This is a genomic window from Micromonospora sp. NPDC000089 (assembly GCF_042899365.1).
GTDB lineage: Bacteria > Actinomycetota > Actinomycetes > Mycobacteriales > Micromonosporaceae > Micromonospora.
Genome location: NZ_JBIAZT010000004.1, coordinates 358,693 through 372,232 on the forward strand (window position 1 = coordinate 358,693; position 13,540 = coordinate 372,232).

Annotated in this window: 15 protein-coding genes; 9 read left to right on the plus strand and 6 right to left on the minus strand. The window is 75.0% G+C overall.

From position 1 onward, the window contains the following. Nucleotides 1–237: 237 nt before the first annotated feature. From ACFY3U_RS11230 to ACFY3U_RS11250, 5 genes are all read left to right on the plus strand, one after another. Entirely contained in the window at nt 238–1,101 is an 864-nt protein-coding gene (locus ACFY3U_RS11230) for an alpha/beta fold hydrolase (protein ID WP_387198630.1), read from the plus strand. Nucleotides 1,102–1,216: 115 nt separating this feature from the next. Next, nucleotides 1,217–1,843: a hypothetical protein gene (locus ACFY3U_RS11235; protein WP_387198633.1), complete on the plus strand. Its 627-nt coding sequence runs from the start codon at nt 1,217–1,219 to the stop codon at nt 1,841–1,843. Between the two features lie 122 nt (nt 1,844–1,965). Beyond that, the gene (locus ACFY3U_RS11240) at nt 1,966–2,355 is read left to right on the plus strand and encodes a hypothetical protein (protein WP_387198636.1); all 390 of its coding nucleotides are present in this window, start codon (nt 1,966–1,968) and stop codon (nt 2,353–2,355) included. Between the two features lie 248 nt (nt 2,356–2,603). Then, nucleotides 2,604–3,398: an SGNH/GDSL hydrolase family protein gene (locus ACFY3U_RS11245; protein ID WP_387198639.1), complete on the plus strand. Its 795-nt coding sequence runs from the start codon at nt 2,604–2,606 to the stop codon at nt 3,396–3,398. 162 nt (nt 3,399–3,560) lie between these two features. Beyond that, a complete protein-coding gene (locus ACFY3U_RS11250) occupies nt 3,561–5,177 on the plus strand; it encodes an alpha/beta hydrolase (protein WP_387198642.1) in 1,617 nt (538 codons plus the stop codon). Between the two features lie 70 nt (nt 5,178–5,247). Here ACFY3U_RS11250 and ACFY3U_RS11255 read toward each other — a convergent pair whose 3' ends face one another. Next, entirely contained in the window at nt 5,248–5,424 is a 177-nt protein-coding gene (locus tag ACFY3U_RS11255; RefSeq protein ID WP_387198645.1) for a GTPase activator, read from the minus strand. A gap of 56 nt (nt 5,425–5,480) precedes the next feature. Continuing rightward, a complete protein-coding gene (locus ACFY3U_RS11260; RefSeq protein ID WP_387198648.1) occupies nt 5,481–6,377 on the minus strand; it encodes a DUF72 domain-containing protein in 897 nt (298 codons plus the stop codon). Nucleotides 6,378–6,495: 118 nt separating this feature from the next. Between ACFY3U_RS11260 and ACFY3U_RS11265 the strand changes: the two genes are divergently transcribed. Continuing rightward, the gene (locus ACFY3U_RS11265) at nt 6,496–7,002 is read left to right on the plus strand and encodes a DinB family protein (protein ID WP_387198651.1); all 507 of its coding nucleotides are present in this window, start codon (nt 6,496–6,498) and stop codon (nt 7,000–7,002) included. 10 nt (nt 7,003–7,012) lie between these two features. Here ACFY3U_RS11265 and ACFY3U_RS11270 read toward each other — a convergent pair whose 3' ends face one another. Together ACFY3U_RS11270 and ACFY3U_RS11275 are read right to left on the minus strand one after the other, a co-directional pair. Then, nucleotides 7,013–8,047, minus strand: coding sequence for a polyprenyl synthetase family protein (locus ACFY3U_RS11270; protein WP_387198654.1), 1,035 nt, complete (start codon nt 8,045–8,047; stop codon nt 7,013–7,015). Nucleotides 8,048–8,055: 8 nt separating this feature from the next. Next, entirely contained in the window at nt 8,056–8,607 is a 552-nt protein-coding gene (locus ACFY3U_RS11275; RefSeq protein WP_387198657.1) for a hypothetical protein, read from the minus strand. 169 nt (nt 8,608–8,776) lie between these two features. On the opposite strand from ACFY3U_RS11275, the gene ACFY3U_RS11280 reads away from it, so the two are divergent. From ACFY3U_RS11280 to ACFY3U_RS11290, 3 genes are all read left to right on the plus strand, one after another. Then, nucleotides 8,777–9,574, plus strand: a complete 798-nt coding sequence (locus tag ACFY3U_RS11280; protein WP_387198660.1) for a hypothetical protein — start codon at nt 8,777–8,779, stop codon at nt 9,572–9,574. Nucleotides 9,575–9,688: 114 nt separating this feature from the next. Continuing rightward, nucleotides 9,689–10,150 carry a DUF427 domain-containing protein gene (locus ACFY3U_RS11285; protein ID WP_387198663.1) on the plus strand — a complete coding sequence of 154 codons (462 nt, stop codon included), beginning with the start codon at nt 9,689–9,691 and terminating at the stop codon, nt 10,148–10,150. A gap of 50 nt (nt 10,151–10,200) precedes the next feature. Then, on the plus strand, nt 10,201–10,998 hold the full coding sequence (locus tag ACFY3U_RS11290; RefSeq protein ID WP_387198667.1) for a Pr6Pr family membrane protein: 798 nt from the start codon (nt 10,201–10,203) through the stop codon (nt 10,996–10,998). A 36-nt stretch (nt 10,999–11,034) separates the two neighbouring features. Here the strand turns inward: ACFY3U_RS11290 and ACFY3U_RS11295 are convergent, their stop codons facing one another. Further along, complete coding sequence (locus ACFY3U_RS11295; RefSeq protein ID WP_387198670.1) at nt 11,035–13,098, minus strand: glycogen debranching N-terminal domain-containing protein; 2,064 nt, start codon at nt 13,096–13,098, stop codon at nt 11,035–11,037. Then, on the minus strand, nt 13,095–13,472 hold the full coding sequence (locus ACFY3U_RS11300) for an SCP2 sterol-binding domain-containing protein (protein WP_387198673.1): 378 nt from the start codon (nt 13,470–13,472) through the stop codon (nt 13,095–13,097). The genes ACFY3U_RS11295 and ACFY3U_RS11300 overlap by 4 nt, the downstream gene beginning before the upstream one ends. Between the last annotated feature and the right edge of the window lie 68 nt (nt 13,473–13,540).

A 13,540-nucleotide genomic window follows, 5' to 3' on the forward strand; every position in this document is an offset into this window, starting at 1 on the left:
CGACCCGCCGGATCGGCCGGCCGAGGGCCGTGCGGCCTCCCGAACCGCAACCACGGTCTCCGGCGGTATCTTCCCCGGCCGGGCCGGCCGTCGGTGATCGGCGGCGGCCTGCGCGTCAGGGGCGGACGGCCGCGCCGAGGACGTGCGGCGACGCTCCGACCAGCCGACGGCGGCGCGCGGCGGCGGTCCGGCACGCCCCCTCCGTTACCGGGTGGTAGCCGACCCTAGGCTGGTGTCATGGGCGGGGAACCGGAGTACGCGCAGGAGTTCGTCGACGTCGGCGACGCACGGATCGGCATCCAGGTGTACCCGGAGCCGGTCGGCCCGCCCGGCGCTCCAGTGGTGGTGATCTGGCCGGCGATGGGCGTCCGGGCCCGCTACTACCGGCCGTTCGCGGCCGCGCTGCGCGACGCCGGGCTGGCCGTGGTCGTCGCCGACCTGCGCGGCACCGGCGCCAGCACTCCCCCACCCTCGCGCGCCTGCCGGTACGGCTACGCCGAGCTGGCCGGCGACGTCGGCGCCGTGCTGGACGCGCTCAAGCCCCGGCTGGACGGCCGCCGCCGACTGCTGCTCGGGCACTCCCTCGGCGGCCAGGCGGCCCTGCTGCACCTGGCCGTGCACGGCGCCGACGCGGTCGACGGGCTGGCCCTGCTCGCCGTCGGCGTCCCGCACTGGCGCAGCTACCCGGGGGCGCGCGGCTGGGGCGTGCTGCCGTACACCCAGGGCATCGCTGCGGTCGCCCGGGCGCTGGGGGTCTGGCCCGGCTGGGGCTTCGGCGGCCGGCAGGCGCGCGGGGTGATCCGGGACTGGGCGTACACCGCCCGCACCGGGCGGTTCCCGGCGCTCGACGGGGTGGACGCCGAGGCCGCCGTGCGCCGGCTGGACCTGCCGGTGCTGGCGGTCAGCGTGGACGACGACCAGTACACCCCGCACGGCACCCTCGACCACCTGTGCGCCAAGCTGACCGGCGCCCGGGTCACCCGGGCCCGGTACACCGTCGCCGAGGCGGGCGCCCCGCTGGACCACTTCACCTGGGTACGCGCCGGCGCGCCGCTGGCCCGTCGGGTGGCCGACTTCGCCGCCACCCTGCCCCCGCGCTGACCGGTCCGGCCGGGACCCGTCACCCGGGCACGAACGGCACGGCCACTGGCCCCGGTGCGTAACCGGGTGACCGGCGGGTATGCCGCTGCGCCCGAACACGGTGGAGGGGGATCAGATGTCCGAACGGCACACCGCACTGCGCTCGATGCACGATCTGGGCCTGGCGGCCTGGTTCGGTGGCTCCCTGATGGGGGCCTTCGGCGTGAACGGCGCGGCGGCGAAGATCAGCGACTCGACCCAACGACTCCCGGTCGCCTCGGCCGGGTGGTCCCGCTGGACGCCGGTCAACGCGGCGGCGATCGGGGCCCACCTGGCCGGCGCGGTCGGCGAGCTGGCCACGGAGAGCCCGCGGGTGATGGCCCAGTCGGGGGTGGCGAAGGTGAGCGCGATCAAGACCGCGCTCACCGTCGGCGCGCTCGCGGTGACCGGCTACAGCCGGTTGCTCGGCATGCGGTTGGAGAAGGCCGGCAACCAGCCGGTCGAGGGGACCACCGAGCCGAACTACCAGACGCCCTCGGACGTGGCGGCCCAGCAGCGCCAGATGAAGGTGCTGCAGTGGACCATCCCGGCGCTGACCGGCGCCCTGGTCGTGGTCTCCGCGTACATGGGCGAGCAGCAGAAGCCGGGTCAGGTGTTCCGCGGGATGCTGGGGCGCGCGGGCGGGCTGGTGAGCGCGCCGGGGGCGATGGGAAAGATGATGGCGATGGGCGCGAGCAAGCGCCGGATGGCCATGGCCCGCTGACCGGGCCCGTCGGGACCGGCCGGTACGGGGCCCGCCCGTCGCGACGTCGACGGCGGGCCCCGCACCGGCGCAGCGAGCCCCACCCGGACGCTTCGGGTGGGGACACGAGCAGCGAGGTGGCGATGACGGCGGACGAGGGATCGGGGCGCGACGGCGGGCGGGGGCCGGATTCCGCCGCCCCCTGGGGCACCACCGACGGCTTCGACGCGGACCCGCCCTGGGGCACCGGCGGGGACGACCCGATGGGCGAGGGCAGCGAGGAGCCGGCCGTACCGGAGGGGCGTCGCGGCGAGCGGCGCGCCGGCGCGGCGCCGGGGAGATCCGGCCGGGCCGGCCGGCACGGTTTCGGCCCGGTCGAACCGACCCGCACCACGGAGGCCGGGCCCGGTGCACCGCCGGATCCGGCGCCCTCGGCGCGGTCGTTCCCGGACGACACGGCCGGCGGCGACCTGCCGGACAACTCCCTGGAGGAGTCCACCGGCATGCACCCGGAGGGGATCAGCCGGGAGTGATCTGATCGGGAGTCGCGCGGCGGTCCGGTTCACGCGGGCCGCCCGCGGCGCGTCCCGCCCCAGCTCGGGCGGCGTTTCCGTCGGTGGCCACCCCGGCGCGCACGTATCCATATTCATCGATTAATGCCGCCCTCGGCAAGGCCGGGGCGGCCGCTTTCGCGACCGGCGCGGAATCCCGCCCGATGAATGTTACCAGCCGGTAGGCGACGTGTTACAAAGTGGACCCCCACCCCCATGGAGGTCCACCGATGCGTCCTCGTCTCCGTCCCACCGTGGCCGGCCTGCTCGCCGGCCTGCTGCTCACCCTCGGCCTGGCCGCCCCCGCCTCGGCCGCCGGCACCGACTACGCCGCGCTGGGCGACTCGTACTCCTCCGGCGTCGGCACCAACAACTACGACGGCACCAGCGGCAGCTGCCTGCGCGGCCCGCAGGCGTACCCCCGACTGTGGGCCAACACCCACGCCGTGGCGACCTTCCGCTTCGTGGCCTGCTCCGGGGCCACCACCCGGGAGGTGCTCAACGGTCAGCTGGGCGCGCTGGACGCCAACACCGACCTGGTCACCATCACCATCGGCGGCAACGACGCCGGCTTCGCCGACGTGGTCACCACCTGCCGGCTGGGCAGCGACAGCGGCTGCGCCGCCGCGGTGAACACCGCGACGTCGTACATCACCGGCACGCTGCCCGGGCGGCTGGACGAGACGTACCGGGCGATCCGCGGTCGCGCCCCGGGCGCCCGGGTGGTCGTGCTGGGCTACCCGCGGCTGTTCGAGACCGGCTCGTGCGGGTTCGGCAGCATCAGCGCGTACAAGCGGACCCTGCTCAACGGCGGCTCGGACACCATGTCCGGGGTGATCTCGGCGCGGGCCTCGGCCGCCGGCTTCAGCTACGTGGACGTACGCGGCCAGTTCGCCGGGCACGGGGTGTGCGCGGCCAGCCCGTGGATCAACGGCACCACCTGGCCGATCGTGGAGTCGTACCACCCGAACGCCACCGGCCACTCCGCCGGCTACCTGCCGGCGCTCAACGGCGCCACCGTCTGACACCGCGCCACGCGGTGCCGGCGGGGCCCGTCACACCGCCGACACCGCCGCGCCGGGCGACCCGACCACGGATCGAGGTATTCACTTCCCGCGTTCCGAGGTGCAGACTCGGCTGCGGCGCCCGGCACCGCAATGGCCGGGCGACGGACCGAAAGGGACGGAATGAACAGACTCGTGGCGCTCACCGCCACCGCCGGGCTGATCCTCGGCGGCGCGGTCGCCGGCCCCGCCCAGGCCGCACCGCAGTCCCGGCCCACCGCCGGGCAGGTGTCCTGGACTCCCCCGCCGATCTCCTGGGGGCCGTGTGCCAGCCCCGGACTGCAGCGCCGGGGCGGCCAGTGCGGGTTCGTCGAGGTGCCGCTCGACTACGCCAAGCCGGCCGGTACGAAGATCAAGCTGGCGGTCTCCCGAATCGCCCATAAGAGCGCCGACTACCAGGGCGTCATGCTGGTCAACCCCGGTGGGCCGGGCGGCTCCGGGCTGACCCTGTCGGTGCTGGGCGAGTACGTGCCGAACGGGGCCGGCGAGGCGTACGACTGGATCGGCTTCGACCCGCGCGGCGTCGGCTCCAGCGAGCCCGCGCTGAGCTGCGACGGCAACTACTTCAGCTACAACCGGCCGTACTACAACCCGGTCACGCCGGCGCTGGAGAAGACCTGGCTGGCCCGGTCCAAGGGGTACGCCGACGCGTGCGCGAAGGCCGGCGGCGCGCTGCTGGACCACGTCAAGACCATCGACTCGGTCCGCGACATGGACAGCATCCGCAAGGCGCTGGGCCGCGATCAGATCAACTTCTACGGCTTCTCGTACGGCACGTACCTCGGTCAGGTCTACGCCACCACGTACCCGCAGCGGGTGCGCCGGATGGTGCTGGACGGCGACGTCGACCCGCGGGGCGTGTGGTACCAGGCGAACCTCGACCAGGACATCGCCTTCGACAAGAACATCAAGATCTACTTCGACTGGATCGCGCAGCACGACGCGGTCTACCACCTCGGCAAGACCGGTCGGGCGGTCGAGCGGCTCTTCTACGCCCAGCAGCTGAAGCTGCTCAAGAAGCCGGCCGGCGGGATCATCGGCCCGGACGAGTGGACCGACATCTTCCTCCAGGCCGGCTACTACGTGTACGGCTGGGAGGAGGTCGCCGAGGCGTTCGCCGGCTGGGTGCACGAGGGCGACTGGCAGACCCTCAAGGCGCTGTACGACGACTCCAACCCGCAGGGCCCGGGCGCGGACAACGGCTTCGCCATGTACCTCGCCACCGAGTGCACGGACGCTCGCTGGCCGCAGAGCTGGAACACCTGGCGGGTCGACAACTGGCGGACGTTCCTCCGGGCGCCGTTCGAGACCTGGGGCAACGCCTGGTTCAACGCGCCGTGCCGCGACTGGGCCGGCAAGGTGGGCAAGCCGGTCACCGTGGACGGCAGCAAGGCGCCCGGCATCCTGCTGATCAACGAGACGCTGGACGCCGCGACGCCGTACGAGGGCGCGCTGGAGGTGCGTAGCCGGTTCCCGAAGGCCGTCCTGGTCGAGGGCGTCGGCGGGACCACCCACGCCGGCTCGCTCAGCGGGGTGGCCTGCACCGACGACACCATCGCCGCGTACCTGGCCACCGGCGCGCTGCCGGCCCGCGTGCCGGGCCGGCGGTCGGACGTGCAGTGCGACCCGGTGCCGCGGCCGGACCCGGCCCCAGCGGCCGCCCGGTCGGCCGCCCCGGATGTCGCTCCGGCCGACGCGCTCGGCCGGCGGGAGCTGCAGCAGCTGATCGGCGCCCGCTGACGCGGGAAGCACGTCGACGCCCGGGGTGCCGCGGACGCGGCGCCCCGGGCGTCACCCGTTCCGGGGGCGGTCAGGAACCGGTGCCGTCCACCTCGTCGGCCGGCGGGGGCGGCGGCTCGGCGACCGGACGACCGGTCTCGTCCGCCAGCTCCGGGGCCATGCTGCCGCCGTGCGCCTCCTGCGCCTCGCGAACCCGCCGCGCCCGCGCGTCGTCGGGCACCCCGGGCCGCTGCTCCTCGTGGGTCATGCGTTCCTCCGTCCGTCGCAGCCGGTCGGTACCCGCGCCGCCGGGCGACAAACCGGTCAGACCGGTGCGTGCTCCGCCAGCGGGGTGACCCCGAGCAGCTCGGCGAGCCGGCCGGCGTCCCGCTGCGCCTGCCCCTCGCAGCAGTTGTTGAACAGCACGTGCAGCTCCCCCGCGCCGTCGGCCAGGTCGGTCAGCAGCTCGGCCCAGCGGCGCAGCTCCCCGTCGGCGTAGGCGTACCGGAACCGGTCCTCCTTGCTGCCGGTCTCCCAGTGCGGGCTGTGGCCGTGGAACCGCACCACCGCCGGCTCGGCCGTCGCGACCATGATCGGCGGCACCGACGACGGGTGCCCCTGCGGCATGTCGACGCAGACCATGCTGAGGTCGTGCTCGCCCAGGAAGGTGACCGTCTCGGCCGCCGCCGGGCCGTCGAACCAGGAGCCGTGCCGCAGCTCGACCGCGACCCGCCAGGGCCGGCACCGGGCCGCCAGGTCGAGGATCCGCCGCCGGGCGCCCTCGCCGCGGGCCAGCCAGGGCGGGAACTGCAGCAGCACGGCGCCGAGCCGGTCGGCCGCCGCGAGCGGCTCCAGCGCCGCCCGGAACCGGTCCCACAACTCGTCGTACGCCCCCTCGGGCAGGTCCCGCCAGCGGATCCGGGCCGGCCCCGCGGCGGGCCGCAGGTCCTTCGGCAGCATCGTCACCGGGGTCGGGTGGCCGGTGAAGAGGCTGAACGCCTTGACGTCGAAGGTGAACCCGTCTCCGGTGGCGTCCGCCCAGCCGGCGGTGGTCGCCGGCAGCGGGATCGCGTAGTACGAGGTGTCCACCTCGACCATCGGGAACTGTCGGGCGTAGAACGCCAGCCGGTCGGCCGGGGTGCGGGCCGACTTCGGATACCAGCCGGAGCGCAGCAGCGTCTGGTCCGCCCAGGACGACGTGCCGACCTTGATCACACCCATGTTGTTCAGTTCACCGCCGGACGGCCGGATCGGCAACCGCTGGCGGCGCGCGGCGGCGCGGAACTGTCGGTGGGCCGTGGCATCGTGACCCTCGACGACTCGAGGAGAGGTTGGGCGGATGACCACTTCGGAGCAGGTCCGCACCGGTGAGCGGGCCGACCTTCTGCAGATCATCAGGCGGCAGCGCGGCTTCCTGCGGCACACCGTGCAGGGGCTCACCGACGAGCAGGCGGCGACCCGCAGCACGGTCAGCGCGCTGTGCCTGGGCGGCCTGATCAAGCACGTGACGGTGATGGAGGAACGCTGGGCCCGGTTCGCCGTCGGCGGCGCCGAGGCCATGCAGAGCGAGTCGGTCGACTGGGAGGCGGTGTTCCGGATGACCGACGGCGACACCCTGGCCGCCCTGCTGGACGGCTACGCAGCGGTGGCGGCCCGCACCGACGAGCTGATCGCGACCCTCGACCTGGACGCCTCCTGGCCGCTGCCGTCGGCGCCCTGGTTCGAGCCGGGCGCGAGCTGGTCGATCCGGCAGGTGGTGCTGCACGTCATCACCGAGATCTCCCAGCACGCCGGGCACGCCGACATCCTGCGGGAGTCGATCGACGGCCAGAAGACGATGGGCTGAGCGGGCCGGCTCAGCGGGGGCGGTCGACGACGTAGCGGGTGAGCCCGCGCAGGAACCGACCGTCCTCGGTGTCCGCCCGCTCGCCGAGCACGGTGTGCGCCTGGGCCAGCGCCGCGTCGGCCAGCTCCCGCGCCGCGCAGCGGGCCGCCTCGACGCTGTCGTACGCCCGCAGCCGCCCATGCAGCCAGCGCACCTGCGCGGCGCCCCGGTCCGCCCGCGGCAGGCCCAGGAAGGCCACCGTCCGCTCCCGTTCCGCGGTGGTGCACCGGCCGAGGAAGTCGATGAGGATCAAAGTGCGCTTGCCCTCCCACAGGTCCCCGGCGATCTCCTTGCCGTAGGCGGCGTAGTCGCCGACCAGGTTGAGCACGTCGTCGGTGATCTGGAAGGCGGCGCCCAGGTACCAGCCGTACCGGTCCAGCCGGTCCACCCCGGTCCCGCCGGCGATCACGGCACCGGCGCGGCACGGGTAGATGCAGGTGTACCAGGACGTCTTCTTCAGGCACATCCGGTAGTAGTCCTCGGCGGTCAGGTCGCAGGCGTTGTCCCGGATCCAGCCGATCTCGATGGCCTGCCCCTCCAGCGAGTGGCGCAGCATCAGCCGGGTCTGGTCCACCAGCTGCCAGGCGGTGCCCGAGCCGAGACCGTCCCGGCTGGACAGCAGCCGGTCCAGGGCGATCAGGTTGGTCATGTTGCCGACGTTCAGCGCGACGCCCACGCCGTACTCGGCGGGCAGGGTGGGCGCGCCGCGGCGGCGCTCGCTGCCGTCCTGGATGTCGTCGTGGATCAGAAACGCGTTGTGGAACAGCTCGACCGTGGCGGCCACGTCGACCGCGGCGTCGCCGATCTCGCCGCCGGAGGTCGCGCAGGCGGCCAGGCAGAGCGCCGCCCGCAGCCCCTTGCCGGGTCGCCGCGGGTAGTCGCCGACCAGGTCGTAGAGGTAGCGGGGGCCGCCGGTGGGCAGCTGCGCCAGCAGGGTGTCCAGGGTGCGCGTCCGGTAGCGGGCCAGCATCTCCTCGACGGCGTCGTCGAGCCCGGTGGCGGTCATCGCGCGGGTCAGCGGGTGGCGTCCGGCCGCTCGCCGACCGGCGCGCCCGCCGCACCCCGGGCAGCGGTGTCGGCGGGCGGGGCGACGTCGGGCTCCGCGCCGGTCCGGGCGCCGGCGTCGGTCGGGGTGCCGGCACCGGCCGAGGTGGTCGGGGCGGCGGTGTCGGGCGGGGTCGGGCCGGCCGAGCGGGAGATCCGGTCGACCAGGCCATTGGCCAGCTCCGGCGTGAGCCGGGCCAGGTCGAGCAGGCTGTCCAGCACGTCGTGCGCGTCGGCGGCGTACCGGCGGGCCACCTCGCCGCGCTCGTCGGCCACCGGCAGCTGGGCCACCACCATGTCGATCAGGGAGTGGCTGTCCTTGCGGATCCGCCCGACGACCTCGTCGAAGGCCGTCGGGTCGACCCGACGGTCCGCGGTGAGCCGTTCGGAGACCCGGCGGGCGCTGGCGATGCCGGCGGAGAGCTCCTCCTCCAGCACCGACGCCGCCCGGGTGACCGCGGCGGAGACGTCGTCACCGGCCTGATCGAAGCGCTCGTCGCCGCGCGCGTCCCGCTCCGGCATGGGGCCACCTCCTCGAACGGATCCTGTGCAGCAGTCTGGCACCGGCGACGCATCAATGTGACGGAATGTAAGGATGTCGACGCAGAGCGGCACGCGGTCCGCGCGCGCCGCCCGGGCCGCCCGACGTCGATGTGACGCGCCACGGCCCTGGGGCGCTGAGGGACACGAGATGAACGCACACCGGATGGACCAGGAGACCGCCGAGCGACTGCTCGCCGGGTCGGTCGCCGAACCCGGGACCGGGCCACGTCCTATCGTGGCGCTGCTGACCGCCGTCCGGGCCGCCCCCAGCCCCGCCGAGCTGCGCGGGGAACCCGCGGCGGTGCACGCGTTCCGGCGGGCGCGGGCCGGGTCGCCACTCCCGTTGCCCGACCGGGGCGCCCGGCCGGGCGTCCTGGCCGGACTGGCCGGCGTGAAGGTGGCGCTGGCCGCCGTCGCCGTCGCGGCCACCGGCGGCGTGGCGCTCGCCGCCGCCACCGGCACACTGCCCGCTCCCCCGCACCGGGCGGACGACCGACCCGCGCGCCCGTCCGCCACCGCATCGCGGCCGGCCGCCGCCCCCACCCACCGGCCCGGGGCCTCCGCCACACCGTCCCGAGTGGACGCCACCGGTGCGCCGCGACCGGAAGAGGCGCTGGTTGGCCTGTGTCGGGCGTACCGGGCGGGCGACGACCCGGGGCGCGCCCTGGACAATCCGATCTTCGGCGATCTGATCCGCACGGCCGGGGGTCGGGACGGCGTCGCGCGGTACTGCGAACGGGTGGTGGGCGAGCACGGCAGGCCCGGCCCGGTCTCCCCGGGGGCGGGACGGCCGGGGTCCCCGCCCAGCGACCCACCCGCCGGCCAGCCGCCGGTCACCCCGCCCGTCCCCACCCCGACCGGCACCCCGGGCGTCGACGGACCGGCCGGTGCCGGGCGGGGGGCCCCGCACTCCGGCGCGCCGTCGGCCCGCCCCACCCCGCGCTGACCCGGACGGCGTCGCCCCGGACGGCGTCGACCCGGACCCACATCGGCCCGTACCGCGGCGTCCCCGGGCCGCGTTGAGCCGGATCATCCCGGCCTGCCGGGCTAGATTGGCGGGATGGAATCGGTGTGGGACTACCCGCGTCCGCCGCGCCTGGAACGGACCGGCCGGCGGATCGGCATCCGGCACGCCGGCGTGACGGTGGTCGACAGCGACCGCTGCTGGCGGGTGCTGGAGACGTCGCATCCCCCGGTGTACTACGTGCCGCGCGAGGACGTGACCGGCGGGCGACTGGTGTCGGCGCGCGGGCGTACCCGGTGCGAGTGGAAGGGCGAGGCCAGCTACTGGGACCTGCTCGTCGGCGAGGCCCGGGTCCGCGAGGCCGCCTGGTCGTACGAGCGGCCCGACCCCGCGTACGCGGAGCTGGCCGGGGCGGTCGCGTTCTATCCGGGCCGGGTCGACGAGTGCACGGTGGACGGCGAGCGGGTCGAGGTGCAGCCCGGTGACTTCTACGGCGGTTGGATCACCAGCGACGTGACCGGTCCGTTCAAGGGCGCCCCGGGCACCCTCGGCTGGTGACCACCGCATCGGCTGATGACCCGCGGCGGGCTGGCTGATAGCTTGCCCCGATGAGCCTACGGCGTCGGCGGTCGGCGGTGGCGTTCCGCACCGCGATCGTGCTCAGCGTGCTGGCCGGGATCGTGCTCACCGCGCTCGGGCCGGCCACGGTCACCGGCCTGCTGCCGTACTTCACCATCCAGAGCAACGTGGCGGTCGGGCTGGTCGCCGGCTACGGCGCCTGGCAGGCCTGGCGTGACCGGCCGGAGCCGCCGTCCGGGCTCAAGGGCGCGGTCACCCTCTACATCACCATCACCGGCGTGGTCTACCACCTGGTGCTCGCCAACCCGGCCAGCCCGTTCGCGATGACCCAACCCGACCGCTCGCTGGGCGAGGCGCTGGGCAACCAGTTCCTGCACACCGTCGTGCCGCTGCTCGCCGTCGCCGACTGGGCGCTGTTCGACCCGCGCGGCCGGCTGCGGATCCGGCACGCCGCCTGGTGGCTGGCCTTCCCGCTGGCGTACCTCGGCTTCGCGCTGCTGCGCGGCCTGGTGGTGCACAGCTACCCGTACCCGTTCGTGGACGCCGGGCGGCTCGGCTACGACGGCGTCTCGGTCAGCGCGGTCTTCTTCGCGGTCACCTTCTGGCTGCTCGGCCTGATCTTCGTCGGGATCGACCGCGGCCTGTCCCGGCGGGCCGTCGCCCGACCGGCCGGCGATCGCACCCCGGTCACCGCGCCGGCGCCCGGCCAGCCGGTCCGGACCGGGCCGGCGCCCGCGCACCGACCGGCGGACGCCGACGGGGCCTCGCCGCCGGTCCCCGCCCCCGCGGGCGGCCCGGGCGACACCCCGCCGGACGGCCGGCGCTGACCGAGCTATCGGCTCGGCGGTCCCGGGCCGGAGGGCTCAGCGCAGGCGGCCGCGGCGGCCGCGGGCGGCGGACCGGTCCCGGCCGTACGCGTCGGTCCGGCCCCACCGGCCGGGCACATCCAGCAGCTCGACCCGGCCGAAGCCGTCCGGCACGGCGGGGTTGACCAGCAGGCTGTCGCCGCACGGCTCCAGTCCCAGCACCGCGCCCAGCAGCCGCAGCAGCGCGCCGGACGCCCACGACTGCGGCCGGCCGGCCACCGGCAGCTGCACCGGATACTTGGTGACCGCGCGCGGATAGCCGGCGATCACCTCGGGCAGCGACCCGCCGAGCAGCTCCGCCACCGCGAACACGCCGGCCGCGATCCGGGCCGCCTCGTCGTCGTGGCCGTACCGGCGCAGCCCCGCGGCAACCAGCGAGTTGTCCGACGGCCAAACCGCGCCGACGTGGGCGCCCACCGGGTTGTACGGGCGCTGCCCCTCGGCCATCGTGCGCACCCCCCAGCCGGAGAAGAGCGCCGGCGAGCACAGGTGCGCGGCCAGCGCCGCCGACCGCTCGGGCGGGACGATCCCGCTCCACAGCAGGTGCCCGATGTTGGAGGTGAGCGTCTCCACCGGGGTGCCGTCGGGCTCCAGCGCCAGCGCGTAGTACTCCCGCTCCGGGAGCCAGAAGTCGCGGTTGAAGCGGTCCCGCAGGGCGGCGGCCTCGCGCTCCAACCGGTCGGCGTAGCCGGGGTCGTCCCAGATCTCGCGGGCCAGCCGGGCGCCGCGCATCTTCGCGTCGTACGCGTACCCCTGCAGCTCGCAGGTGGCCCGGGGAGTGCGCGCCAAGCGGCCGTCGCGGTGCACGATCGCGTCCGGCGAGTTGCGCCAGCCCTGGTTCACCAGCCCGCTGCGCGGGTTGCGCCGCAAGTAGCGGACGTAACCGTCGCCGAGCAGGTCGCCGTACTCGTCGATCCAGTCCAGCGCCATCCGGGCCGGGTGCCGCAGCTGCCGCACCAGCGCCGCGTCGCCGGACCACCGCTCGTACTCGTCGAGCAGGATCACGAACAGCGGGGTGGTGTCGGCCGCGCCGAAGTACACCCCGGTCGGCCGGTCGCCGAACGCGGCCGCCTCGCCGTACCGGGTCTCGGCCGGGATCTTCCCCGGCTCCTCCTCGTGGAAGTCGTCCAGCCGCCCGCCCTGGGCGAGCGCCAGCAGTCGCAGCGTGGCCGGGGCCAGCTCCGGGGTGAAGGCCAGGGTCTGCAGGCAGGTGACGAGGGCGTCCCGCCCGTAGAGCGACATCGCCCAGGGCAGCCCGCCGACCGGCACCGGGTCGGCGTACGCCAGTGGCCGGTAACGCAGCGCGGCCAGGTCGGTCAGCGCCTGCTCGTAGACCCGGGCGATGACGTCCCGCTCGGCGACCAGCTGGGGCGCCCGGTCCAGCCACCCGGCCAGCTCGGCCCGCATGTCGTGGCGGACCTGCTCCCGGTGCGCCTCCAGGGTGGACCGCAGGTCGCGCCCGCGTTCGCCGCCGATGGTCATCCCGACGTGCAGGTCGGTGATCCACTGACCGTTCGGCGGGACGGTGATCCGGTAGGTGACGCCGCCCTGGTCCACCTCGCCCGGCGCGGTGCTGGAGACCGTCGTCTCCCGGACGAAGTTCTCCCGGCGATAGCACAGCCGCAGCACCCCGTCGGCGCTGGACGCCATCGCCTCGGTGGGCCGCGTCGGCGGGTCGAGCAGCTCGGAGGTGTCGGCGAAGTCGGCGCCGACGTCCATCCGGACCACCAGGTCGGCCGGCTCCGGCGAGTGGTTCAGCACGGTGATCCGCTCGTTGAAGCTATCGTCGATGCTGCGGTGCCGGATCACCGACACGTCCGCGTCCACGTAGTGGCTGGCGGTGCCGGGCACCAGGAAGAACCGGGTCTCGAAGTACGTCATGTCGTCCCGGGACAGCGCGTGCAGGCGCTCGCCGTCGACGGTGAGCACCCAGTGCGAGACGAACCGGGTGTCGAACGAGAAGAGCCCGATCGGCGCTTGGCGGTCGGCCTCCATGTCCCCCTGGGCGTCACTGGCGGCGAAGGCGTTGCCGGCGATGACGTGGACCCGTTCCTGCCTCATCGGGCCCCGACCTCCTCCCGGGCCGCCTCGCGGGGATGCCGGGCGTCCGGCGGCCCCGGGAAGAGCCGCCGCAGGGACATGAACAGGCGGATGTTGCCGTGCACGGTGAGGTCGTTGCGCAGCAGCGACTCCACCAGCCGCCGGCGCCCCCCGGCCAGCCGGTCGAACACCTCCCGGTCGCCCCGGACGATCAGCTCGGCGTCGTCCGCCGAGCGGGTCACCCGGACGCGCTGGTCGCCGATCGTCAGGTACCAGTGGTCGGTGCGCGGCCCGTCGCGCAGGTCCAGGCGGATCGTGCCGGCGGTGTTCTCCGGCAGGTCACGGTGCGGCCCGCGATCCAACTGCTCCAGGAACTGCGCCGCCGACATCGCCATCGCCGTCCTCCCCTCCGCCACCGTCCGCGCCGACCGTGCGGTGACCGTGCCGACGCCGCCCGCCGGCC

Coding starts and splice junctions, on each gene's coding strand:
- ACFY3U_RS11230 (WP_387198630.1), top strand. CDS start 238: ATGGGCGGGGAACCGGAGTACGCGCAGGAGTTCGTCGACGTCGGCGAC.
- ACFY3U_RS11235 (WP_387198633.1), top strand. CDS start 1,217: ATGTCCGAACGGCACACCGCACTGCGCTCGATGCACGATCTGGGCCTG.
- ACFY3U_RS11240 (WP_387198636.1), top strand. CDS start 1,966: ATGACGGCGGACGAGGGATCGGGGCGCGACGGCGGGCGGGGGCCGGAT.
- ACFY3U_RS11245 (WP_387198639.1), top strand. CDS start 2,604: ATGCGTCCTCGTCTCCGTCCCACCGTGGCCGGCCTGCTCGCCGGCCTG.
- ACFY3U_RS11250 (WP_387198642.1), top strand. CDS start 3,561: ATGAACAGACTCGTGGCGCTCACCGCCACCGCCGGGCTGATCCTCGGC.
- ACFY3U_RS11255 (WP_387198645.1), bottom strand. CDS start 5,424: ATGACCCACGAGGAGCAGCGGCCCGGGGTGCCCGACGACGCGCGGGCG.
- ACFY3U_RS11260 (WP_387198648.1), bottom strand. CDS start 6,377: ATGGGTGTGATCAAGGTCGGCACGTCGTCCTGGGCGGACCAGACGCTG.
- ACFY3U_RS11265 (WP_387198651.1), top strand. CDS start 6,496: ATGACCACTTCGGAGCAGGTCCGCACCGGTGAGCGGGCCGACCTTCTG.
- ACFY3U_RS11270 (WP_387198654.1), bottom strand. CDS start 8,047: ATGACCGCCACCGGGCTCGACGACGCCGTCGAGGAGATGCTGGCCCGC.
- ACFY3U_RS11275 (WP_387198657.1), bottom strand. CDS start 8,607: ATGCCGGAGCGGGACGCGCGCGGCGACGAGCGCTTCGATCAGGCCGGT.
- ACFY3U_RS11280 (WP_387198660.1), top strand. CDS start 8,777: ATGAACGCACACCGGATGGACCAGGAGACCGCCGAGCGACTGCTCGCC.
- ACFY3U_RS11285 (WP_387198663.1), top strand. CDS start 9,689: ATGGAATCGGTGTGGGACTACCCGCGTCCGCCGCGCCTGGAACGGACC.
- ACFY3U_RS11290 (WP_387198667.1), top strand. CDS start 10,201: ATGAGCCTACGGCGTCGGCGGTCGGCGGTGGCGTTCCGCACCGCGATC.
- ACFY3U_RS11295 (WP_387198670.1), bottom strand. CDS start 13,098: ATGAGGCAGGAACGGGTCCACGTCATCGCCGGCAACGCCTTCGCCGCC.
- ACFY3U_RS11300 (WP_387198673.1), bottom strand. CDS start 13,472: ATGGCGATGTCGGCGGCGCAGTTCCTGGAGCAGTTGGATCGCGGGCCG.